At 32.6% G+C, this 24239-nt stretch carries 24 protein-coding genes and 3 pseudogenes; 20 read left to right on the top strand and 7 right to left on the bottom strand.

What is annotated here, in order from left to right; genetic code table 11:
- The first annotated feature begins 82 nt into the window (after positions 1–82).
- The 18 genes and pseudogenes from udk (at position 83) to JJC03_RS11935 (ending at position 15967) form a co-directional block, all read left to right on the top strand.
- Positions 83–691, top strand: coding sequence for a uridine kinase (gene udk, locus JJC03_RS12020; protein ID WP_088399106.1), 609 nt, complete (start codon positions 83–85; stop codon positions 689–691).
- 46 nt (positions 692–737) lie between these two features.
- Entirely contained in the window at positions 738–1067 is a 330-nt protein-coding gene (locus tag JJC03_RS12015) for an FtsB family cell division protein (RefSeq protein WP_088399104.1), read from the top strand.
- Positions 1068–1137: 70 nt separating this feature from the next.
- The gene (locus JJC03_RS12010; protein WP_235873383.1) at positions 1138–2742 is read left to right on the top strand and encodes a lipase family protein; all 1605 of its coding nucleotides are present in this window, start codon (positions 1138–1140) and stop codon (positions 2740–2742) included.
- A complete protein-coding gene (locus JJC03_RS12005) occupies positions 2711–3034 on the top strand; it encodes a hypothetical protein (RefSeq protein WP_235873382.1) in 324 nt (107 codons plus the stop codon). Before JJC03_RS12010 ends, JJC03_RS12005 begins: the two co-directional genes overlap by 32 nt.
- Positions 3035–3269: 235 nt before the next feature.
- Positions 3270–4600: pseudogene (locus JJC03_RS12000) on the top strand (methylmalonyl-CoA mutase subunit beta).
- Positions 4601–4681: 81 nt separating this feature from the next.
- A complete protein-coding gene (locus JJC03_RS11995; protein WP_235873381.1) occupies positions 4682–5068 on the top strand; it encodes a hypothetical protein in 387 nt (128 codons plus the stop codon).
- A gap of 10 nt (positions 5069–5078) precedes the next feature.
- Positions 5079–5315 (top strand): hypothetical protein, encoded by a 237-nt coding sequence (locus tag JJC03_RS11990; protein ID WP_123902163.1) that lies wholly within the window; start codon positions 5079–5081, stop codon positions 5313–5315.
- Positions 5305–5493, top strand: coding sequence for a hypothetical protein (locus JJC03_RS11985; RefSeq protein ID WP_088444874.1), 189 nt, complete (start codon positions 5305–5307; stop codon positions 5491–5493). The genes JJC03_RS11990 and JJC03_RS11985 overlap by 11 nt, the downstream gene beginning before the upstream one ends.
- 116 nt (positions 5494–5609) lie before the next feature.
- Positions 5610–7749: pseudogene (scpA, locus tag JJC03_RS11980) on the top strand (methylmalonyl-CoA mutase).
- 91 nt (positions 7750–7840) lie between these two features.
- Positions 7841–8416 (top strand): transposase, encoded by a 576-nt coding sequence (locus tag JJC03_RS11975; protein WP_235873380.1) that lies wholly within the window; start codon positions 7841–7843, stop codon positions 8414–8416.
- A gap of 423 nt (positions 8417–8839) precedes the next feature.
- The gene (locus tag JJC03_RS11970; RefSeq protein WP_235873379.1) at positions 8840–9178 is read left to right on the top strand and encodes a DNA cytosine methyltransferase; all 339 of its coding nucleotides are present in this window, start codon (positions 8840–8842) and stop codon (positions 9176–9178) included.
- Positions 9175–10038 carry a DNA cytosine methyltransferase gene (locus JJC03_RS11965; RefSeq protein WP_235874384.1) on the top strand — a complete coding sequence of 288 codons (864 nt, stop codon included), beginning with the start codon at positions 9175–9177 and terminating at the stop codon, positions 10036–10038. The genes JJC03_RS11970 and JJC03_RS11965 overlap by 4 nt, the downstream gene beginning before the upstream one ends.
- Positions 10025–12037 carry an ATP-binding protein gene (locus tag JJC03_RS11960; RefSeq protein ID WP_235873377.1) on the top strand — a complete coding sequence of 671 codons (2013 nt, stop codon included), beginning with the start codon at positions 10025–10027 and terminating at the stop codon, positions 12035–12037. The genes JJC03_RS11965 and JJC03_RS11960 overlap by 14 nt, the downstream gene beginning before the upstream one ends.
- Positions 12038–12057: 20 nt before the next feature.
- Positions 12058–12672, top strand: a complete 615-nt coding sequence (locus tag JJC03_RS11955; protein ID WP_235873376.1) for a hypothetical protein — start codon at positions 12058–12060, stop codon at positions 12670–12672.
- Positions 12669–13010 (top strand): ATP-binding protein, encoded by a 342-nt coding sequence (locus tag JJC03_RS11950; protein ID WP_235874383.1) that lies wholly within the window; start codon positions 12669–12671, stop codon positions 13008–13010. Before JJC03_RS11955 ends, JJC03_RS11950 begins: the two co-directional genes overlap by 4 nt.
- Positions 13011–13122: 112 nt before the next feature.
- Entirely contained in the window at positions 13123–13755 is a 633-nt protein-coding gene (locus tag JJC03_RS11945) for a response regulator receiver domain (RefSeq protein ID WP_235873375.1), read from the top strand.
- 136 nt (positions 13756–13891) lie between these two features.
- Positions 13892–14647 (top strand): hypothetical protein, encoded by a 756-nt coding sequence (locus JJC03_RS11940; protein ID WP_235873374.1) that lies wholly within the window; start codon positions 13892–13894, stop codon positions 14645–14647.
- A 118-nt stretch (positions 14648–14765) separates the two neighbouring features.
- Positions 14766–15967, top strand: a pseudogene (locus JJC03_RS11935) (IS256 family transposase).
- A 215-nt stretch (positions 15968–16182) separates the two neighbouring features.
- On the opposite strand, the gene JJC03_RS11930 reads toward JJC03_RS11935, so the two are convergent.
- From JJC03_RS11930 to JJC03_RS11900, 7 genes are all read right to left on the bottom strand, one after another.
- Positions 16183–17013 carry an MBL fold metallo-hydrolase gene (locus JJC03_RS11930; protein WP_235873373.1) on the bottom strand — a complete coding sequence of 277 codons (831 nt, stop codon included), beginning with the start codon at positions 17011–17013 and terminating at the stop codon, positions 16183–16185.
- Between the two features lie 81 nt (positions 17014–17094).
- Positions 17095–17640, bottom strand: a complete 546-nt coding sequence (locus tag JJC03_RS11925; protein ID WP_235873372.1) for a 3'-5' exonuclease — start codon at positions 17638–17640, stop codon at positions 17095–17097.
- Between the two features lie 128 nt (positions 17641–17768).
- Entirely contained in the window at positions 17769–18299 is a 531-nt protein-coding gene (locus JJC03_RS11920; RefSeq protein WP_235873371.1) for a tetratricopeptide repeat protein, read from the bottom strand.
- 140 nt (positions 18300–18439) lie between these two features.
- Positions 18440–19135 (bottom strand): peptide chain release factor H, encoded by a 696-nt coding sequence (gene prfH, locus JJC03_RS11915; protein ID WP_235873370.1) that lies wholly within the window; start codon positions 19133–19135, stop codon positions 18440–18442.
- Positions 19136–19146: 11 nt separating this feature from the next.
- The gene (locus tag JJC03_RS11910) at positions 19147–19734 is read right to left on the bottom strand and encodes a hypothetical protein (protein WP_235873368.1); all 588 of its coding nucleotides are present in this window, start codon (positions 19732–19734) and stop codon (positions 19147–19149) included.
- An 8-nt stretch (positions 19735–19742) separates the two neighbouring features.
- Positions 19743–21134 carry an RtcB family protein gene (locus tag JJC03_RS11905; protein ID WP_235873367.1) on the bottom strand — a complete coding sequence of 464 codons (1392 nt, stop codon included), beginning with the start codon at positions 21132–21134 and terminating at the stop codon, positions 19743–19745.
- Positions 21104–21751 carry a hypothetical protein gene (locus JJC03_RS11900; protein ID WP_235873365.1) on the bottom strand — a complete coding sequence of 216 codons (648 nt, stop codon included), beginning with the start codon at positions 21749–21751 and terminating at the stop codon, positions 21104–21106. The genes JJC03_RS11905 and JJC03_RS11900 overlap by 31 nt, the downstream gene beginning before the upstream one ends.
- Before the next feature lie 1005 nt (positions 21752–22756).
- Here JJC03_RS11900 and JJC03_RS18860 point away from each other — a divergent pair.
- The gene (locus JJC03_RS18860) at positions 22757–22894 is read left to right on the top strand and encodes a hypothetical protein (RefSeq protein WP_309597650.1); all 138 of its coding nucleotides are present in this window, start codon (positions 22757–22759) and stop codon (positions 22892–22894) included.
- Between the two features lie 5 nt (positions 22895–22899).
- Positions 22900–24207 (top strand): amino acid permease, encoded by a 1308-nt coding sequence (locus JJC03_RS11895; protein WP_309597805.1) that lies wholly within the window; start codon positions 22900–22902, stop codon positions 24205–24207.
- The last annotated feature ends 32 nt before the right edge of the window (positions 24208–24239 follow it).

The following is a 24239-nucleotide window of genomic DNA, read 5'->3' as shown; positions in this document are numbered from 1 at the left end:
AGGTTTTTTTATTATCTCTACCAACTAAATTTGATAGAACTTCAAAAAATCCTACTTTTGCATTTTTAAATTCCACAAAAGTATGTTAATTATAGGTATTGCAGGAGGCACAGGCTCAGGAAAGACAACCGTAGTTCATCAAATCATGAATGAATTACCTGAAACAGAAGTAGGTATCATTTCACAAGATCATTATTATAGAGAAACAAGCGATTTAAGCTTAGAAGAAAGAACAAAAATTAATTTTGACCACCCTCGCTCAATAGATTTTGCACTATTAGTTGAACACTTAAAAGATCTTAAAGAAGGAAAAGCAATTGACCAACCTGTCTACTCTTTTGTAAAACACAACCGTACCGGAGATACCATACACACACTACCCCGTAAAGTCATGATCGTTGAAGGAATTTTAATCCTCACTAATCCTGAACTTCGTGATATGTTTGATATCAAAATATTTGTTCACGCTGACTCTGATGAACGATTAATCAGACGATTAAAACGTGATATTGCAGAAAGAGGACGTGATATGGAAGAGGTATTAAATCGCTATCAAACAACATTAAAACCAATGCACGAACAATTCATTGAACCTACCAAAGCATTTGCAGACATCATTATACCAAATGACAAATACAACACTGTCGCTATAGATGTCGTAAGAGCTGTTATCAATCAACGCATTTCTTAATTCGATTACTTTTTTAATTCACTATCAAAAGATTTTCTAGTAGAATATGTTTCAATCCTTCAAAAACTTCTTAAAAAGAAAATATTGGTTCAAAATAATCAGTAATAAATACTTTTTAGTTAGTGCTTTCTTTTTAACATGGATGCTCTTTCTTGACAACTATTCTTACCTAGATCATCAGGTCCTAAATAAAGAAATCGAAGAGTTAGAAGACAATAAGACATATTACAAAGAAGAAATAGCTAAAGATCTTGAACAAATTAAAAAATTAAAAAGCTCTAATGAAATTGAAAAATATGCACGCGAAAAATACTATATGAAACGTGAAAACGAAGATATATACATTATAGAATTCGAAAATGACACATTAGAATAAAAATATTACCATTGTATTTTAAAAAAAGGTTAAATTTGCATTTCCAATAATAATAATTTAACCTTTTTTTATGAGAAAAACTTTACTAGTATTATCTTTAATTTTCTCACTATCAACCTTTTCACAACAACCAGGTGATTTGATTAGTGTAGAAAAAAAAATGGACGATTCAGCCCCCCAAGTACTTCAAAGAATGGCTGGTTTCGGAAACATTAAGCTACCAACAGCTGTAGCAAAACTTTTTCAATTCCTTGTTAAAGGATTAGAAGGATACAAAGTAACCTACTGGACTACAGACCACCATGACAAACTTGTAAAAGCTCATGGTTTAGTAATGTTCCCTAAAGTTGACTATCCTCTTTCAACTGTTTTACTAGAGCACCCTACAGCAGACAAAAGAGTAAACGTCCCTTCCAATTTAAAAAGTACACGCGAAGGAGGCTTTATCCTTGATATGCTTTATGCTCTTAACGGATATTACGTAGTATCACCTGACTACTTAGGACTAGGCGATTCTGAAGGAGTACATCCTTATGCTGATGCAAAAACAGAAGCTTCTGCAAGTATTGATATGCTTACAGCTGCGGATAAATTCTTAAACGAAAAAGGAGTAAAAAGATACAACGAATATTTTCTTTCTGGCTACTCCCAAGGAGGACACTCAACAATGGCAGTATTAAAATACAATACTGAAAAATACAAACGTTTTAAGTTTAAACAAGTATATGCCGGAGCAGGTCCATACGATCTATCTAAAACAACGTATGAAGATCGCGTATTAGCCAACGAAGATTATCCATCATCTGCTTTTATTGCCTATATTGTAAATGGAGCACACAGCTTAGGATACAAACAATATCAAACAAACTTTACCGAAATGATTTCTCCAGAATTTCAAGAAACTTACAAAAAACACGTTCTTGAAGAAGAAGGAGGACTTGATTGGGGACCTTTAAAATGGAAAACTTTATTCACTAAACAATATATTAATATTGCTTCTAGCCCTAGTAATCCACTAAGAGATTTCTTAAAGAAAAGTGATGTATATGATTTCCATAATACAACACCTACAACCATGTCCTATACTACAGCAGATGCTGAAATTCCTTTCCTAAATGCTTTAAAAACTGAAAAAGTACAAAGAGGATACTATTCTTTCCTAGATTTATCTAAATACAAAATTACAGCTACCAATCTAGGTCCTTTTGGACACGCAGGAGGTGTTTTCCCTTGGTTAATTGCTTCTATAGCTAAATTTAACTCGAACAGATCAGGAGGATTACTCAACTGGGGCGCTATGCTTTCAGAAAGAACTAGTCAAGAAACTACATTAGAATTCAACAAATCACAATTACACCCTGTTATTGCTGCCAAAAATAAAAACTCCAACTTTGAAATTACTAATATTTATGGTTTTAATGAAAATTCAGCTAGCAGCAGAATGAGTAGTAAAAAATTAGAAGACTTAAAAGAAGGCGCATACATTGTAGAAATGAAACATGATAATCAAATCTACAAAATTGCTTACGCAAAAGAAAATTCTATAAAAGTAGCCACTAAAGAATTAGTAACTGAAAACAAAGAAGGCAGCTGGACTATTAACAGAAAAGGACTTGAAAATGAAGATATTACAATCTACATTTTTGATCAAAAAAAACAATTTAGTTCATACTGACAATTTCAATAAAAACGAAGATATTACAATTGATTATTCTAAACTTAACACAGATCAGTACACTCTAGAATTAGTAGCTCCTACTATTTCTTTAAATACAGAAATAGTACGTAAGTCTATGGAATTAAAAGATCAATTAACTGTATTGACAGAAAACGATCAAATCACTTTAAAATCAAACAAAGAATTTAGTGATATTTTAATAACTGATGTACAAGGAAAAATTCTTTTACAACAAACAGCTCTTAATACTAAGAACTTTACTAATAACTTACAAAAACAAATGGCGTAATCATTACTAAAGTAACTTACACAAATGGTGATTATGAAACTAAAAAAGTTATTTGGTAATTAACTTTTTTATTCACAAACAAGAGAAGGAGATAACGTAAAACTTACCTCCTTCTTCTTTTTACAAGAAATTATAATCATTTTAAAATAACATTCTATTCTTAAATCTTATTTTTTTAAATTTGTGAAAAATCAATCAACTATTTCATTTTTAAAATAGTTTGTTTACACATAACATGAAAGAAAAACTATTCAATGATTTCAACCCTGTTACTTCCAAACAATGGAAGCAACAGATTCAATATGAACTTAAAGGTGCTGATTACAATGAAGTACTCGTTTGGGAAAGTCCTGAAGGAATAAAAGTAAAACCATTTTACCATACAGACGAAACAAGTATTCCATTAGAAGTTTCTTCAAAAAAAATTCTTTTAAAATTGTCCAAAATATCTTTGTACACGATTTAGAAAAATCAATTAATAGAACTCACGAAACTTTATCAAGAGGAGCTGAAAGCATTCGTTTTACATTAGAAAACGAATCACTAGATATAGAAAAACTCTTAATTACAATTCCTCAAGAAGTTCAAGTATACATTAAACCTCATTTCCTTTCTAGTAATTTCATAAAAAAAATACAAACACTCAGACCTTCAAGCATCCTAGAAATTGACCCAATTGGTCAATTAGTCAAAGATGGTAATTGGTTTATTAATTTAGATAATGATTTTTTAGTTTTAAATCAAACCAAAACTTCTATAAGTATCAACGCAGAAATTTACCAAAATGCAGGAGCTAATATCACTCAACAATTAGCATATACATTAGCACACTGTAATGAATATTTTAATAGACTAAATAATTTAACCACTACAATTACAATCAATGTAGCTGTTGGCAGTAACTACTTCTTTGAAATTGCAAAAATTCGCGCTTTACGCTTATTATTTAACACCCTTGCTAAAGAATACAATTATAATTTAGATTGCCATATTATTACCACACCTACAAAACGTAACAAAACATTATATGATTATAATGTAAATATGTTACGCACCACTACTGAATGTATGAGTGCTATTTTAGGTGGGACAGATGCCGTAGCTAATTTGGCCTATGATGCCATCTATCACAAAGACAATGAATTTGGTGATAGAATTGCAAGAAACCAACTATTAGTTCTAAAACACGAAAGCTATTTCGACAAAGTAAATAACCCTGCTGATGGTTCCTATTATATAGAAGAACTTACACTACAATTAGCCGAAAAAGCATTAACTTTATTCAAAGACATTGAAAATGGAGGTGGGTTTATCACACAGCTAATTGAAGGCACTATTCAACGAAAAATCAAAGAAAATGCTGAAAAAGAACAAGAATTATTTGATAATGGCAAAGAAGTTTTATTAGGAACAAACAAATACCCTAACAAAAACGATCGTATGAAAAACGATTTAGAATTGTACCCTTTTGTAAAGCAAAATCCTCGTAAAACATTAATCATACCTATTATAGAAAAACGTTTAGCTGAAAAATCAGAGCAAGAACGTTTAACTAATGAGGAATAAATGAAACGTTATTTTATGAAAAAACTACTAATCATCACACTATTATTCCTCTTTTCCTTAAATTTACTTTCCCAAAAAAAATTGGAAGCAACAAACAATCAAACAGGAAAGACTATTACAATAGTAGAAGGAGCCAGAATAAAGCTTACCACACTAGATCGTAAAAAATGGGTAGGAGAAATCAAGTTTAAAGATTTTCAAACTTTAACTATTGATAATAACGACATTCCCTTAAGCAATATTAGTAGTATAAAAAACCATCCCCTAGGTAAACGAAAAGCAAAAAATATTTTACTCGAAATAGGCTCTGGTCTAATCGTGGGTTCAGGAATAGCAGGATTAGCTAAAGACGGAACTGCTTTTTCTTTATTCTTAGGTGGCATAGCTATAGCAATTACAGGAGCTTTACTAAACAACCAAGATAAAACGTTAATTTATCGTGATTATACCTATAAAATTGTTGAGTAAACAAATTATTATGGAAGCCATTAAACAAACCGTTAAAGTCATTAATCATCAAATAAATATTACATTACCTGATGATTTTAATGCAGATGAAGTGGAAGTAATTATACTTCCAGCTGAAAGAAAAGAATACACAATTCCGCAATGGCAAATAGACCAAGTTAGAGAACGAACTGAAAACTATTTAAAAAATCCAAAAGATGCTAGTAACATTGATGATTTTTTAAAAGAAATTGAAGATGAATTATAAAATTATAATTCTAAACGAAGCTAAAACTGATTTCAGAGAATCTTACAAATGGTATAAAGAAATTAGTCCAAAATTAGCCAAACGATTTCAAAATTCATTTAAGAAAAGTGTTTCAGTTTTAAGTAAAACCCCATTGCACTTTCAAATTCGTTATGACGATATACGAGTAATTATGTAACAGCATTTCCTTACTTAATTCATTATAGCATAAACAATCACAAAATCATTATAAAAGCCATATACCATTCTTCTAGAAATAGTGAATTAGGTATCTTTTAAAATAAGAATAAAAGAATGAGAAAAAACATTCAAAATATTAAGTTAGAAGTTAGAAGTCAGAAGTTAGAAGACACTTCCAGCTTCCAACTTCCAACTTCCAACTCTTTCAAAACCGCCGAAGGTATTGAGGTAAAACCAAGCTATACTAAAGAGGATATAGAAAATTTAGAACACTTAGCATTTGGAGCAGGTTTTGCGCCTAACTTGCGTGGGCCCTATGCAACGATGTATGTGCGTCGCCCTTGGACAATTCGTCAATATGCAGGATTTTCCACTGCCGAAGAAAGTAATGCTTTTTACCGTCGTAACTTAGCCGCTGGACAAAAAGGATTATCGGTTGCGTTCGACTTAGCTACCCATCGTGGTTATGATTCCGATCACGAACGCGTGGTAGGTGACGTAGGTAAAGCAGGTGTAGCCATCGATTCTGTAGAAGATATGAAAGTGCTTTTCGACCAAATTCCATTGGGTGAAATGTCAGTTTCTATGACCATGAACGGTGCAGTTCTTCCTATTATGGCCTTTTATATTGTGGCTGCCGAAGAACAAGGCGTTACTCCTAACCTACTTTCGGGAACGATTCAAAATGATATTCTAAAAGAATTTATGGTGCGTAATACCTATATTTACCCACCTACACCTTCTATGAAAATCATTGCTGATATTTTTGACTATACCAGCAAAAATATGCCAAAGTTCAACTCCATTTCTATTTCAGGGTATCACATGCAAGAAGCAGGTGCCACCGCAGATATTGAGTTAGCCTATACCCTAGCCGACGGATTGGAATACATTCGTACAGGTTTAGCAGCAGGAATGAATATCGATGAGTTTGCTCCTCGCCTATCTTTTTCTGGGCAATTGGGATGAACCATTTTATGGAAATTGCCAAAATGCGTGCGGGCCGTATGCTTTGGGCAAAACTCCTAAAGCAATTTGAACCTAAAGACGAAAAATCATTAGCCTTACGTACGCATTGTCAAACCTCAGGTTGGAGTTTAACAGAACAAGATCCGTTTAACAATGTAGCGCGAACGGCTATCGAAGCAGCCGCAGCCGCTTTTGGAGGAACACAGTCCTTACATACAAATGCGCTTGACGAAGCCATTGCATTACCAACCGATTTCTCAGCACGTATTGCTCGTAATACACAAATTTATTTACAAGAGGAAACCAAAATTTGCAAAACAGTCGATCCGTGGGCAGGTAGCTACTACGTGGAAAGTTTAACTGCCGAAATTGCTGAAAAAGCTTGGGCATTAATTCAAGAAGTGGAAGAACTAGGCGGTATGACCAAAGCGATTGAAGCGGGTATTCCTAAATTACGTATTGAAGAAGCAGCGGCTCGCAAACAAGCTCGTATTGATAGCGGACAAGACATTATCGTAGGGGTAAATAAATACCGTTTAGAAAAAGAAGATCCATTACATATCCTTGAAGTAGACAACCAAACCGTTCGTAAACAACAAATTGAACGTTTAGATCAAATCAAAGCGACTCGTGATACCGAAAAAGTAAATGCTTGTTTAGCTCGTCTAACCGAGTGCGCAAAAACAGGTAATGGTAACTTATTAGATTTAGCAGTAGATGCGGCACGAAACCGAGCAACTCTAGGAGAAATAAGTGACGCATTAGAAAGCGTTTTTGGAAGATACAAAGCACAAATTAGAAGTTTTAGTGGTGTGTATAGTAAAGAAATAAAAAATGACGAAAGCTTTGAAAAAGCACGTCAGCTAGCCGATACTTTTGCAAAAAAGAAGGTCGCCGACCACGTATTATGATTGCTAAAATGGGGCAAGACGGACACGATCGTGGTGCCAAAGTTGTCGCCACTGGTTATGCCGATGTAGGTTTTGACGTGGACATTGGACCACTTTTTCAAACCCCACAAGAAGCTGCCAAACAAGCCGTAGAAAACGACGTACATATTTTAGGGGTTTCCTCTTTAGCAGCAGGACACAAAACCTTAGTCCCGCAAGTTATTGAAGAACTTAAAAAATATGGTCGCCAAGATATTATGGTCATTGTAGGAGGTGTTATACCGGCACAAGACTACCAATATTTATTTGATGCAGGAGCTGTTGCTGTTTTTGGTCCAGGAACAAAAATTAGCGATGCTGCTATTACGATTTTGGAGGTATTAATTGAGGAGTAAGTTTTAAACCTGACAGGTTTTAAAACCTGTCAGGTTCCAGCTATATCACTAATTTCCTTATATTTGTAATTATATATAAGCCAAAACAGTTATGATACAAGCCTTAGAACGTGGGTATTACTACCATATTTATAATCGTGGAATAAACAGTATGACTCTTTTTGATACAAAAGAAAATTACGAATATTTCTTACGCCTTTATACTACCCATATTGACCCCATAGCGGAGACTTTTGCTTGGTGCTTAATGAAAAACCATTTTCATTTTTTAGTACGGATAAAAGAAATTCCCGAAATTAACACCGAGAAAATTATATTACCTTCTCAATCTTTTTCAAATTTGTTTAATGCCTACACCAAAGCATATAATAAATACTACAAACGTCACGGTGCTTTGTTTGAAAGACCCTTTCGCCGAAAACACATTAATCACATTAACTATTTACAAAATGTAATTGCATATATCCATAACAATCCTGTGCATCATAACATTTGTGAACATCCGTTACAATATCCGTGGAGTTCCTACCTGAGTTGCGTTTCTGAAAAACCAACCAAACTCAAACGAAGAGAAGTAATTGAAATCTTTAATGATTTAGACAATTTCAAATACATACATCAAGAAAAAGGCAACACTATACTGATCGAACAAGCATTAGGAATTTAACTATTACACCTGACAGGTTTTGGAAACCTGTCAGGTGTAAAATTAGCGATACCAAAATTGTAATTGCGTATATCCATAACAATCCTGTGCATCATAACATTTGTGAACATCCGTTACAATATCCGTGGAGTTCCCATTTGAGTTGCGTTTCTGAAAAACCAACCAAACTCAAACGAAGAGATGTAATTAAAATCTTTAATGATTTAGATAATTCCAAATATACACATCAAGAAAAGGTAATACTATACAGATCGAACAAGCATTAGGAATTTTACTTTAGCCTTTTACACCTGACAGGTTTTCGAAACCTGTCGGGTGTAAAATTAGCGATACGACTATTTTATTATATAAGCCAAAATAGTTAGGATACGAGCCTTAGAACTTGGGTATAACTACCACATTTATACTCGTGGAATAAAACGTATGACTCAAAATAATGACATTAACCATTCACAAAATGTGATGGGGAACAACACCAGCAGAAATGTTGGTGTTTTTTGTATAATAGCAGTATATTTTTATATTTTTGAATTAATTAATTTTATCTTAAACAAGATGCCAAAAAGTAATCTTAAAGCTGTTGATTTTTTCTGTTCTGGTGGCGGTATGAGCTCAGGTATGGCAAATGCTGGAATTAAAATTCTAGCTGGAATAGATTATGATATAACTTGCAAAGAAACTTACGAAGCTAATATCAAAGGTGCTGAGTTTATTCACGCTAATGTATTTCACTATCAAGTCGAAGAACTTGAAAAAAACTGAATCTTAAAAAAAATGATGACAATCTAATACTTATTGGATGTAGCCCTTGCCAGTACTGGAGTATCATTAATACCGATAAAAAAAAATCTTTTGAATCAAAAAGTTTGTTAATTGAATTTAGACGATTTGTAGAATATTTTAATCCTGGTTATGTGGTCGTTGAAAACGTACCTGGTGTAATTAGAAGAAAAGAAGAAAGCGGATTAGAGGATTTCATTTTGTGGTTAGAAAACAATAACTATAAAGTACATCAAGGTGTTCACAATGTTATGGAATATGGTGTGCCCCAAAGCCGAAGAAGATTAACTTTAATTGCTAATCGAGTTAACAATAAAGTTTTAGAACCTATCAAGTACACAGGAAAAATAAAAACTGTTTACGATACGATAGGAGAACATAATGGTTTTCCTAAAGTGGAGGCAGGACATAAAGATGAAACCGATTTTATGCATACTGTTGCAGGCCTAAAACAAATAAATATTGACAGACTAAACCTAACCGAAAAAGATGGAGGCTCAAGAATGTCTTATGCTCACGATGAAAATCTAGCTCCTGATTGTCATAAAAACGATACTAATAACTTCAAAGACACCTATGGTAGAATGTGGTGGCACAAGCCCTCTCCTACAATCACAACCAAATTTTTTAGTATCTCAAACGGAAGATTTGCTCATCCTGACGAAAATAGAGCCATTTCTATAAGAGAAGGTGCAGTGTTACAATCTTTTCCTAAAAACTACAAATTTAAAACGACAAGTATAGCAAATGCTGCCAGAATGATTGGTAATGCTGTACCTCCTAAATATGCTGCCTCGATAGGCAAAGCAATAATTAAAAATCATCTTAATGGCGCAATTTAAAACCCGAGCTAGAGCACTAGATTTATTAGGACGTCAACAAATTGCAGGAATCCCTACGGCAATAAATGAACTTATTAAAAATGCTCATGATGCTTATGCAGATAAGTTTGACATTGATTTTCTAAGGAAAGAAAATTTACTTGTCTTAAGAGATGATGGTCTAGGAATGACTAAAGAAGAATTTGAAACTAGATGGTTAACAATTGGTACAGAAAGTAAATTTGTTAATAAAAAAACTTCTTTACCTCCAAAAGATAATTCAAAACCTTTAAGACCTGTAATGGGTGAGAAAGGAATAGGAAGACTTGCTATTGCTTCTATTGGTAAACAAGTTTTAATTATTTCCAAAGCCAAACAAAGAGAAAAAGAATATAAAATAGTTGCTGCGTTTATTAATTGGGAATTGTTTGAATTGCCAGGAATAAATTTAGAAGATATTATAATTCCAATTAAAGAATTTGATGAAATTCCAGATTTAATTCAATTTCACGATTTAAAACAAGAGGTTTTAGATTCTCTAATTCTTCTTAAAGAGAAAAATATAATTTCAGATGAAGATTATGAAAAAATAGGTCTTTCTATAATTAATTTTGACATCGACCCAAAAATACTAAATAGCAATTTAGTCGGAGATTTTAAATTTTCTGAGAACAATGGAGGGACATTTTTTTACATAAATCCTGTAAATGAAACTTTAATTTTTGATATTGAAGGTGACAAAGAAACCAAAGAAGCAACTAAAATTGAAAAGATGTTAATTGGCTTCCAAAATACAATGACTCCAAACCATCCAACTCCTGTAATCGATATTTCTTTTAGAGATTATAGAGGAGACGATGGAACTTACTACAATATAATTGACAAAGAACAATTTTTTAATAAAGATGAGTTTGAATTAGCAGATCATCATTTTCAAGGATTATTTGATGAATATGGTCAATTTAATGGATTAGTAAAAATATATAGAGAAAAATCTTACAACCATATTGTTAATTGGAATGGAAACAATTTTAAATTAACTGATTGTGGTTCTTTTAGAATTAATCTAGCATATTTACAAGGTGAACTTAAAAGTTCACTACTTGATCCTGAAAACTATTCAATTATTAAAGCTAAAGGAGATAAATTTGGTGGGCTTTACATATATAAGGACAACATTAGAGTCCTTCCTTATGGTGATTCCGATTACGATTTCTTAGATATTGAAAAAAACAGATCAAAAAGAGCTGGAACATACTTTTTTTCATATCGAAGAATGTTTGGCGTTATTGATATAAATTCGGCATCTAACAATAAATTAGTTGAAAAAGCTGGAAGAGAAGGTTTTATTGAAAATAAAGCATTCCACCAACTTCAAGATATTTTAAAAAATTTCTTTGTACAATTAGCCGCAGATTTTTTTGACGAAAAAGGAAAAACACCACAGTCTGAATTCTTTAACCAAAAAAAAGATGAGAGAAATTCTGTGTACAAGGCATTGGAAAGAAGAGACAAACTTTCTAAAGGGAAAAAAGAAAAATTTATTCAAAATTTAGATACTTTTTTCAAAGATTTGACTTCAAATAAATTTGGACAGGAAGTTAATTCTATTCTAGATGAAAGCAAAAAAAATCTAAGTTCAGTAATTTATATTAAAGATACGGATGAAGCTAGTCAAAGAATTATTGATTATGAATTTCAAGCAAGACAAAAATTAAGTGATTATAGGAAAAAAATTTCGATTTCTGGACCAAAAGGTTTTACTATTTCAAAAGCAAATAGATTAGATTTTGAAACATATTTAAAAGAGTTTCAATTATTAGAGCAAAATTTATTTAATAATGCTAATAAAGAAATTGATAATTTAATTCAAGAATATATTGACAAATTAAAAATAGAAATAAGTAAACGTAAAAGATTAGAACAAGCTGTTGAATTTATCTCTACAGAAGCAAAAAAATCAAATTCTAAAAAAGAAATGAAACAAATGAAATTGTTACCGATGTTTCAAATAAAATAAAGCAATTGACTTCTGACTTAATGTTAGATTTAGATAATCAAATTAGATCTGTAAAAGATAGATTTAAACATTTAAGCACCGATAATATTGAAGACTTTAATCTTGTTGAAGAGAGAAAATCTATGGAAAATGAAATTGAGCTTATAAGTAATCGTAACACTTTTGTTATGGATAGAATTATAAGACAATTTGAAAGTTTTTACATTGAAAAAGATGAAGAAGGACAAATAATAACTAACGACCAAATTTCTGATGCAATGTCTGAGGAATTAGAAGAATTGAGGGATAGAGTTCAAGCTGACATCGAATTAAGTCAACTTGGGCTTGCCGTTGGTATTCTTCATCATGAATTTAGTAGTACAGTTCGCTCTATTAGACGAAGTATAAAAGATTTAAAAGCTTGGTCTGATGTTAATCAACAACTTGATAGTGTATATAAAAACATTAAAGTAAACTTTGAACATTTAGATGGTTATCTAAACTTATTTACACCTTTAAACAGAAGACTAAATAGAAAAAGAGAAGATATTTCTTTAATGGAAATAAAACTATTTCTTATAGATTTATTTAAGTCAAGAATGGAAAGACATAATATTGAATTTAAACACACTAAAGGCTTTGCAACACAAAAATAAATGGTTTTCGTTCGACGTTCTATCCAGTATTTGTTAATTTAATTGATAATGCAATATATTGGTTAAATCACAGTAATGTAGAAAATAAAACTATAAGAATGCATGCCGATGAATCTGGCATATACATTTCAAACAATGGAATAGAAATTCCAATTCAAGATAGAGAAAGAATTTTTGATTTAGGCTTTTCAAGAAAACAAAATGGAAGAGGAATGGGATTAAGCATAAGTAAAGAAGTATTAAATGCAGAAAATTTTGAAATATCTACAATCTCACCTAGAGAAGGAAGCAGTGTTACCTTTAGAATTATACAAAATAAATCCCATAATAATGAGTAATCCTTTTTTGAAAAATCTAGAGAAATTGCAAATGATTTTTTACAGAGTATTGTATTTATAGATGACCTAGCATATTCCGAAATCACACCAGAAGATCCAAATCATGATTTTGATGCTCAAAAAGTATCTATGGCTTTTGCTAAAGAAAAAAAAAGTTTGCGGTGTTTACTGTCCAAAAACTAAAGATGATATAGAAAATTACAAATTCATTATTAAAAAGGCTGACGTTGTAATTTTAGATTGGAAAATAATACTTTCTAAAGATGAAGCTGAAGATCTAGATGCTGATGATGACGATGATCCAAGAGGTATTTATACTTTAGATATTTTAAAAAATATTGTTCAAGATATCAATCAAAATAAGGAAAGTTTAAAATTAATTATAGTTTATACTGGAGAAAGAGATTTGAATGGCATTACAGATCAAATATTTGATAAACTACACGTATTAAAAAATGATTTGGTTAAAGAATCATGTAAAATATATTCAAGTAACACCAAAATATTAATTCGGGCAAAATCATCGGTTGGTGATGATGAAATTGATAACAAATTTAACCACTTGGTTGGCCTAAATGATAAAATTATTAAATACAAAGATTTACCGAAGTTAGTAGTAGATGAATTCACTTTAATGACTAACGGATTGCTTTCAAATTTTGCTTTACTTTCATTAACTATTTTAAGAGAAAATTCAAGTAAAATATTAGGTCTCTTTTCCAAAGAAAAGGATGGCGCTTTTTAAGCCATAAATCACTATTACCCAATCAAGAAGACGCAGAAGATTTATTAATTGAATTATTTGGTGATAGTATTTCAGATTTACTTTTTACAATAAAACTAATGAAATTATAAGAGATCTTATTCAAGATTGGATTCAATTGAATATAATTGAAGAAAACCAAGAATTACTTGCTAAAAATGGAAAAAGTTATGATCCAGTTGAAAATTACACTAGATCCCAAAAATTATTATTTGACCTCCTAAATTCTTCAAATAAAGATGTTGTTAAAAGATATTCAGATATATTCAATAGCAATTCAAATACGTCAAAATCTAAAATGAAAGATAGCTTTGAAATGCTTTCATTAAATAATACAATATTATTTTTAAATAAAGAAAATCATATAAATAAAGAAAATATAGACAAGGAATTTTCAAAACTAACTCATCATAAAAGTCTTTTTTTACCCAATTCTACCATTCCAAAATTAACTCTTGGAACTGTAATAAAGAGCAGTCAATTTCCAGATAGTTACTATATATGTATTCAACAGAAATGTGATAGTGTCAGAATACCTAAAGATAAAGAGAGAAAGTTTTTATTCATCCCTCTTACAGTTTCTGAATCAAAATTTGATATTTTAACTCCTGATGGTATAAAACTAAAAAGAATTAAAAATTCATTTGCTATAAGAACTATAAAATTTGTTTGCAAAGATGACAAAGGAATTATTAAAGCTGAACAAGAAGCTGATGGCTCATTTGTGTTTAAACAAAAATACGAAGATGAACATTTTAAATGGGTTCTTGAATTAAAAGATTTACATTCTCAGAGAATAATTATAGAATACACATCACAATTATCAAGAGTGGGACTAGATGAATCTGAATGGCATAGAAGATATTTAAGTTAATTCCGGCAGTATAACACAAACTGTGTAAGTTAAAAAGTTATTCTGAAAAATTAGCTCGCTTAAAAGAGCTAAAATTTTTCGGAAATAACTTTTTAACGTTTTATATATTTACATAGTTATGATAGACAAAGAAGACTTATTAAACAACAAGGATTTTTTTAAATCCTTTAAAAATGGAGAAGATTTATCTTCCTTTTTTAAGCAAATGCATAAACGAGCAGTAGAACACATGCTCAATGCCGAACTAGATGCTCACTTAGATACCGAAAAACATCAAAAAACCTCTGACGGCAATTATCGTAATGGTCATGGAACCAAGAAGATTAAGACTTCCTTTGGAGAAGATCAAATTAAAGTCCCAAGAGATAGAGAAGGTAGTTTTGAACCTGTTTTAGTCCCTAAAAGACATAATATTATTGATGGTTTAGAGAATGTTATCATTTCATTTTATGCTAAAGGAATGAGTGTTAGTGATATTGAAGAGCAAATCAAAGAAATGTATAATTTTGACATTTCAACTTCTACCATTTCAAGAATTACTAATGCAGTAGCAAGTGAGATAGTAACCTGGCAAAACAGACCATTAGATGAAGTTTACTTAATTGTTTGGATGGATGGAATTGTTTTCAAAGTTCGTGAAAACTCAAAAGTAATCAATAAAACTATCTATTTAGCAGTAGGACTTAATCATGAAGGACGAAAAGAAGTTCTTGGTATGTGGTTAGGTAAGAATGAAAGTTCAAGCTTCTGGATGAGTGTTTTAACCGATTTAAAAGCCCGCGGAGTGGAAGATATTTTAATAACGGCTACCGATAATTTAAACGGATTTACTCAAACCATACGTTCTGTTTTTCCTGAATCACAAACACAGATTTGTGTGGTTCACCAAATAAGAAATGCTTGTAGATATGTCGTATGGAAAGATAAAAAGCAATTTACAACCGACATGAAACTAGTCTATACAGCACCAACAAAACAAGCCGCCGAGTTAGCTCTAGAAGATTTTGCTCAAAAATGGGAATCTAAATATGGATATGCTATCAAATCTTGGAGGGAAAATTGGGACGAATTAACCATCTTTTTGACTTCCCGTTAGAAATCCGCAAAATCATTTATACCACAAATTTAATTGAAAATCTTAATGGGAAAATTCGCAAGTACACCAAAAACAAAATGTCGTTTCCAACAGATGAGGCGGTAATAAAATCGGTTTACCTTGCCTTAAAAGAAGCAACTAAAAAATGGTCGATGCCAATACAAAATTGGGGTATTGTTTTAAACCAATTTAATCTTATATTTGAAAAAAGGCTCAGATTATAAAATCCAAGCCTAAACTTTTTAACTTACACACTTTGTAGGATAGTGTCTTAATTCCAATAAAACCAGCCTTCCAGCTGGTTTATCACTTTTTATTTCTCACTAATTTTCAGCATACACCGCATTAAACTCCTTCAATATCATTTGGATATCATCCTCTTTATATTTTCGGGAAAAATGTACTGGAATGGCATTTTTAACCTTGCATTTCTTCATTATCAAAGCCGATTGTGCTGAGTAACTATGATAATTTTGTTGAGCTTGCTCCTGATCTTCTTTTTGTAAAAACATTCTATATAAACCGTATTACAATTTTCAAATCGTTCCATTATTTTGGAATGGTTGGATTCATTAGCACCGTGATCCATAATTATACCTAAAGTATCTCCTTTTTTAATTTCTAATAAATGATACAATTCTTTGGCTGTAAAAGTTTGCTCTTCTATAGTAATCAAGGCTTCTTGATTTTTATTACTAAAAGCCTCTTTTAAGGTGTTAACCCAAGCCCCGCCTTTAAAGTTACTCTTTGCAATATCAATTTTCACCGTATCTCGTTCTTTAAATAAGTATGCTATAGAAGCTGTTTTATGATCTAAAATTTCAAATTCCACATAAAATTTATCATTACTATATAGGTGTTCTATTTCTTGTTCGAGTGGAAGAATATCCCAGGTAGCGGGTCTAATTTCTGAACAAATAATGCTCTTGTCGTTTTTGATTTCTCTTACTTCGTAAACAATTGCATTTTCTTCAATAAGATTCCATTGATAGGCTCTAATTTTAGATTGCACTTGGTTGGTGATTCCTTCTGGGCCACAGATAATAACTCTTCGTTGAATCCCTATTTGATGCCTAAGAATGGTATCAAAATTGACAAAGTGGTCAATATGAGTGTGGCTTATAAAAATGGCTTCGGTGTTTTGACATTCTTTTACCGTTAAATCACTAGCGTCCCCACATTCACAAATAAAGTTATAGGAATAATTTTCGGGTTTTATCAAGATGGAGATGTCTTCTCCTATTCTACTTTTTATTTCTGCTGTAAACATTTTTTTAATTTTTTATAAACCTAACAGGTTTTCGAACCTGTTAGGTTTTGCATAATAACTACTAAGTTACTCTTAAAGGATTCATTTCAAAATTTCCCTTAAAATCTTCGCGATATTTCTGGCATCGTCCACACCTCTATGATGCGTCCCCTCTAGAGGAATGTTCAAAAATTTTAGCGCACCATCCATCCCTAATTCATGACCTAGTTTGTTTTTGAGTGCAAACAAGGTTTTCACATTGATATGCGATGGACTAAATGGATAACCTTTACCTAAATCCTGACATTGCCTTTGAAACTGCTTCAAATCGTAGGCACCAAAACTTGCCCAAGCGCGACTTTGACTTTTATACTCATTCTTTAAAATGCGTAACGCTTCTGAAAACGGAATCCCTTCCTTTTCGATTAACTCGGGCGTAATGGTGGTTAATTCTGTACAAAACGGACTAATCGTGGAACGTTCGGGGTGTACTAAAATCCCTCGATTATCACTTATTTCACCTGTTTGTACATCGAGTAAACAAACACCAATTTCTATAATATCACTAATCATACCTTCGGGAAGTTTGCCTTCCCAACACGTAGCTTCTATATCGACTACGAGTATTTTATCTAATAATTTTGCCATAATTCTTTATTTTTTTGTTTTTTGTGTTTCATAATGTATCACGAAGTTTAGCACAAAGTCACACTAAGTTTTTCGTTTAAAATATCTGAAAACTAAGTTCTGAACACTGAATACTGAACACTGCTAACTTATTTTCTATCTTTCTTCTTCTCCGATTTCTTTTTCTTAGACTTTTTAGGTTTTAGCAATTCTTTTTTATCTTTCAATCGCTTTTCTATTTGGTCAATTTCATAAGAATCGTTAGTAAAGGAAATTAATTTTACTCCCTTAATCATTTTCAATGCTGCTTTAATATCCTGCTGTCTTTCTAACAATTGGATTTTCTTTAACAACATTTGAGATTTGTTAATTCCTTTAATTGTCAATGAGAATTCAATTAGCTTTGAAGCTTCTTCATAATCTTCATTCAACAATAAAACCTCAGCATAATGCGGATATATCGCCAAAGCATGAATATCGGCAGCTAATGCTTCTGCATAATATTGTTTTGCCGCTTCATAATCTTGCATTTGTTCGGCATACAAGCGTCCGTACAAACCAAGTGCCATCACATTTTTGTTGTCATACGCCAAGGCATATCCCAATGACTCTAAGGTTCCTTCAAGCCAATACGGATAATTATCCAAGGCTTGTACTACATATTTATCTATTGATTGCATAATTTTTTTCTTTTTAGTTGCACAGTATTAGTGTACGTTTTTATATGTCGCCCCGCTGGGGCTATTACATCTCCTATTTCCTTTATTAGGATATTTCGCCCCTCTGGGGCTACCGTTCACTTTTCACTATTCACTTTTCACTAATTACTCAAGAATTCCTTCTTCAAATCGCACTTAAGTTGCTGTCTTTCTTTTTTAAAGTTCTTTACTTTTTTCTCTCGTTTAAAATCGGTTCCTTCAAACACTCTAATTGGATTTCCTCTTTGAATTTGCATTTGGTTCATCCACGTATCTTGCACTTGTTGTTGCAAACTACTTTTATCAAACTCGGCTAATTTTTGAAATAGTCGTTCGGTAGCCAATTTTTTATTTTGATGCTGCGAACGCGAATCCATACTTACCACCGAAATTCCTGTAGGAATGTGAGTAGCACGAATCGCAGAACTCACTTTGTTTACGTGTTGTCCCCCAGCTCCTGAACTTCGCATCGCTTGATACTGAATATCTTTTTCATTAACAGCCACTCGATTTTCTGATTTGACTTCAAAAATTCCAATAAACCAATTTTTGCGTTTATGAAATTTTCTAAACGTACTTTGACCAATCCACTGAATGGTTCCTAACCAAGAGTTTACAAATTCTTCTGTCTTTTTGCCTTGAATGGAAACCATAGCCGAAACTACGGTTCCATTTTCTTGTCCTGCTTCCCTACTGAGTACTTCCGTTACTAAGCGCATTTCATCAGCTTCAATTAGTAGTCGTTTTAGTACTTGAGCGACTACCCAATCACATTCGGCAGGTCCTCTTCCTGAGGTGATTTGAATTATTTTTTCCATTTGTCTTTCTTTTATTTATGAGACTTAACAGGTTTTAAAAACCTGTCAGGTCTAGTATCAGGAATTTCAGAAAGTTCTTTTCTCCCTATGGGATTAATCCCTTTCTCTAAAAATTCCTTCGCTCTCATTACCGCCCAACATTTGTCACTAGAATGAATATTTCTATAAAAAGTTAGCAACTGGCTGGGATTTACAACATAAAAACCATTGCTTTCCACTGCTTCAATATCTTCTCTTTCAAAAAAATCGATAGTGATTCTAAAAGGTTTCTCAGTTTCCAACGCTACTACTTTTTCATAACGTCTAAAATTCTCTTGACTAGGCAAGTGATCGTAACGTGTCCATACTTTTTCAAAGTTGTTCGCTTGTAAAAGCATCATTACTTCTGAAACATTTTTAGGATGAACAAAAACATCTATATCCTTATGATCGTGAGCGTGTTTGTATTCTGTATGATTAGGGACACTCATAAAGTGCCAAGCCCAACCTCCAGAAATAATTATGTATTCTTTCAAAATCGAAAGAATTTTCAAACCTTCATCGATACGCGATTGATTCCACAATTCGCCGTATCTATTTATATTATGTGGTGCTCCCATAGTACATCTTATTTATCCATTCTCACAAATTTTGGGGTGAATGTTCCCAATACGTCAACTAATTCTTCCTGAAGCGCCATTACGGTGTTAATGTTTTTATACGCCATTGGTGCTTCATCGATACTACCGCCAATCAAATCGACTTCCTTGTCTTTTAAGACTTTCTTGATATCACTTTGGGTGAACTTGGCTTTACACTTGGCTCTAGAATGTAATCTCCCTGCACCGTGCGAAGCCGAATTAAGACTTTCTGGATTTCCTTTTCCCATTACTATAAATCCAGGAGCCGTCATCGAACCAGGAATAATTCCTAATTCCCCTTTGGCAGCAGGTGTTGCTCCCTTGCGATGCACAATACACTCTTGACCATTTACTAGTTCTTTCCACGCAAAATTGTGGTGGTTTTCTATAGTCAATAACACTCGTTTACCTATTGCTTTTGCCATTCGTCTGTGAATATCTTCGTGACAGGCTTTTGCATATTCTCCTGCTAGATTCATCGCCATCCAGTATTCTTGTCCGTCGTGTGTATTCATATCTAACCACGCGAGATGTTGCACATTTTTAGGTAACGGACATTGTTTTGTGGCGAGATACGTATAATGTTTGGCAATATTTGCGCCTAAACCTCTTGAACCACTATGTGATAGAATCGCTACATATTCGCCTGATGGCAAATTCCATTCCTTCAAAGGATTATCTAGTTTTGCAATTCCTATTTCTACAAAATGATTTCCTCCACCCGAAGTTCCTAATTGCTTGTAGGCTTTCCCAAGCAATTGCTTAAGCAAAGGAATATCTGAAAAAGCTGGATCTGAAAAAATTTGATGATCTGATTTAATTTTGTGTGTCTCAGTCATTCCAAACTTAGTATTATCCAACAGAATTTTTCGCCACTGATGCTCTTTCCCTTTAAGTTGCGAAGCAGGTAAATCCAAGATTGACAAACTCATTCGGCATCCTATGTCTACTCCTACTCCATAAGGAATCACTGCATTATCTGTAGCTAATACACCGCCAATGGGCAATCCGTAACCAGAATGTGCATCAGGCATTAAAGCCCCTTGAACAGCTACGGGCAATTTTAAAGCGTCATACAATTGGAACTTAGCTTGCTGTTCAATTTCGTTTTCACCAAATATGGAAAAAGGCGCTCTTGTGTTTCGTAATTCATTAAACTTGACTTGAACTGGACTCACTAATCCCTCGGCTACTTTTCCCCACGTACCGTGGTTTTTAAATTTTTCTGGCGATAACAAAACTTCTTTTGCCTCTGTTAAAATACGCTCTTTTTTTTCTCTTTTTCGATATCTATTAATTTGCCCTAAAGCAATATTGATGGCATTATTTTTTGGAAAGCCTAACTTGATTAGGTCTTTTCCTGATAATTTATTTCCCATAATTGTTTTTCTTTTCTTTCGTCAAGATATTCTTGATATATCTTGACGATGGACTTTGACTGTAGAGGATTTTTTATCTCTTTTTCCTCTACCTTCCACTTAAAACTTCTCCCATAAACCAATCTATTTTGAAGGTTTCGAAGATTATTTTTTTCGATGTAATTTTCAATTCTTTTTAAGTCTCTTTCTAATGCTACATCTACTGCTTTTGTGTGGGTAATCATATAGGGGCGTACTCTGAGTACAAAGCGCCATTTTTCCTTAAATTCATAGTAAGTGCAATAGCGTTTTCTATGTATATCCCACTCTTCTACAGCTTGAAAATATTCTTTCTCTTTTGGGGTAAGTTTACAATTTGGATCAGTCCATTCTATTTCACTAAATCGTTTTAATTTTTGTTCGATAGGAACCTCTATTCTGCGTTGGAATTTTCGTTTTCTTTTAGTAAATCGCTTATTATCTGACCATAAATGGTTATTCATTTTTTGAAGCAATTCGGTAAAAAATCCCAATGTATCTACTCGTTGTACATCATCACGGACTACAAAAAAACGTAGCCAACCCTTTTGATACGGTTTTTCAAGAGGTACTAAAGGCAAGTTTCTTTTTGATTCCACAAATCCATTTCGAGTTTGTGTAATGCCATTACCTTTTTTTCTTTTGACTTCCTTGCCAAACGTTTCCTTCTTCGTTTCGATTTTAAACGAGCGCCCAACGCATAATCGTTGGCGCAATAATCCATTACATTTTATAAATGTGTTAAATCGTTAAATTTTAAATTTCCTTAAAATACTAAATAATAAGTCTTTACAGACTTTACACGACCATCGGGAAAATTTTGTGAGGTATCTAGAATGTACAAAAAAACCCGAAACTAATTGTCTTCGGGTTTTATCATATAGTGAAGTTATTTTTCTAACTTAAAGCAAAACCACGAAGAAGCGTTACACCAGCTCCTGCTGATCCGTAACCGAAATTGTCTAAATTGAATACAAACATTTTTCTTCGTTTTTAATTGTTATTAATTTTCTGACGCAAATTTTGTAATTTATTTTTTAAATATCCAAATGATACTTGATATTTTTATTCAGTCTAAAGAAATAACCTATCGCTATCTAACTGAATTCCAACACCTCTAATTGCTTTTTCACAACGTAATCTATTTTATTTTTCTTAAATTTTAAATTTGTATTGCACTACATACCTCAAAAATAGCTTGCTTTTTTCTTTTAATCCCAAATTATATAGTAGACTTCGTTATGAAATCTAATGCATAATTGGGATTTACGTTTATTCAAAAATTTAGTTGCTCAACGATTTCAAAAGTGCATTTTTGTGTAAAATGATGTCAGGTCATTTTAGTAAAAAAAAATTATGTTACTCCCTATATACAAACTTATTATCATTGAAAAGTCGACACCGATGAAAAAAGCTATAATATACTTGTTTTCCTCAAAATATTAATCAGTTAGCCTTTCAATCACTCTAAATTAGTTCCCTTATCTTTGCGGCGTCTTAACCAAATTATGCATTAGAAATCTATTCCAATCTAAAACTATTTCAAAAACAAGATTTAGGTTTAAAAAAATTCAAGTCTCGAAACTATTATATTTTTGCTTTTTATGTTAAAAAAATCGATTGAAGCCTTACAACAAGAGGCTTCCAATACAGGAACAAATAGTTTAAAAAGAAGCCTAGGAGGTTTCAATTTAATTATGATAGGAATTGGCGTTATTATAGGCGCTGGTCTTTTTCATTAACAGGTATTGCAGCGGCCAACAATACGGGTCCTGCTGTAATAGTATCATTTATTGTTGCTGCGGTAGGATGTGCATTTAGTGCATTATGTTATGCCGAATTTGCATCAATGGTTCCTGTATCAGGTAGCGCTTATACGTATGCTTATGCTACTCTAGGTGAGTTGTTTGCCTGGATAATTGGATGGGATTTGATCTTAGAATATTCGGTTGGAGCAGCCACAGTAGGTATTAGTTGGTCCCAATATTTAGTGAAATTTTTAGAGAAATTTGGTGTCTATTTACCACCTCAATTAGTAATGTCTCCATTTGAAACTGCTAAAGGACAAAATGGTGAAATCATACACGGTATTATTAATCTTCCTGCTGTTTTGATCATTGCATTGATAACCGCTATTATTATTAGAGGAACTAAAGGGTCGGCGTTGTTTAATGCCATTGTAGTAACTTTAAAAGTTGGGGTTGTATTACTATTCATTGCCTTAGGATGGCAGTACATTAACCCTGAAAACTATAGTCCTTTTATTCCAGCAAATACAGGGACATTTGGAGAATTTGGTGTATCAGGTATATTACGTGGTGCAGGGGTTGTTTTCTTTGTCTTTATTGGTTTTGATATTGTAGCAACTATGGCACAAGAAACGAAAAATCCACAAAAAAACATGCCTATTGGTATCTTAGGATCATTGATTGTGTGTACTATTTTATTCATCGCTTTTGGTTATGTTATGACTGGATTAGCTCATTATACAGAGTTTAAAAACAGTGCTGCTCCTGTGGCTATTGCTATTGCAAAAACTCCTTATATATGGTTAGGTACAGCGGTTATTATGGCTATTCTTATTGGTTATACTTCGGTAATATTAGTGGATTTACTGGGACAATCTAGGGTGTTTTATGCAATGAGTAATGATGGTTTGTTACCTAAAGTATTTTCGCAATTGCATCCTACGTTTAACACTCCCTACAAATCAAACCTTTTGTTGTGCCTATTTATTAGTTTGTTTGCTGGATTAGTTCCTATTCATGTGGTGGGTGAAATGACGAGTATAGGAACATTGTTAGCCTTTGTAATGGTGTGTATAGGAATTCTTATTTTACGAAAAAAAGAGCCCAATTTGCCTAGACCTTTCAAAACGCCATTGGTTCCTCTCGTTCCTATTCTTGGCATAGCAACCTGTTTGTTGATGATGTTCTCTTTGCCTCTTGGTACGTGGATACGCCTTTTTGTTTGGCTTGGGATAGGGATTTTAATCTATTTCTTTTATGGTAAGAAAAACAGTAAGTTGCAAAAAAACAACTCACAAAGCAATTAACTGATTGTCTTTATAAACTTCTAAAAATAGGG

This window comes from Flavobacterium oreochromis (assembly GCF_019565455.1).
Taxonomy (GTDB): Bacteria; Bacteroidota; Bacteroidia; order Flavobacteriales; family Flavobacteriaceae; genus Flavobacterium; species Flavobacterium oreochromis.
The sequence above is the reverse complement of the archived record's forward strand: the minus strand, read 5'-3'. Positions and strand labels throughout refer to the sequence as shown.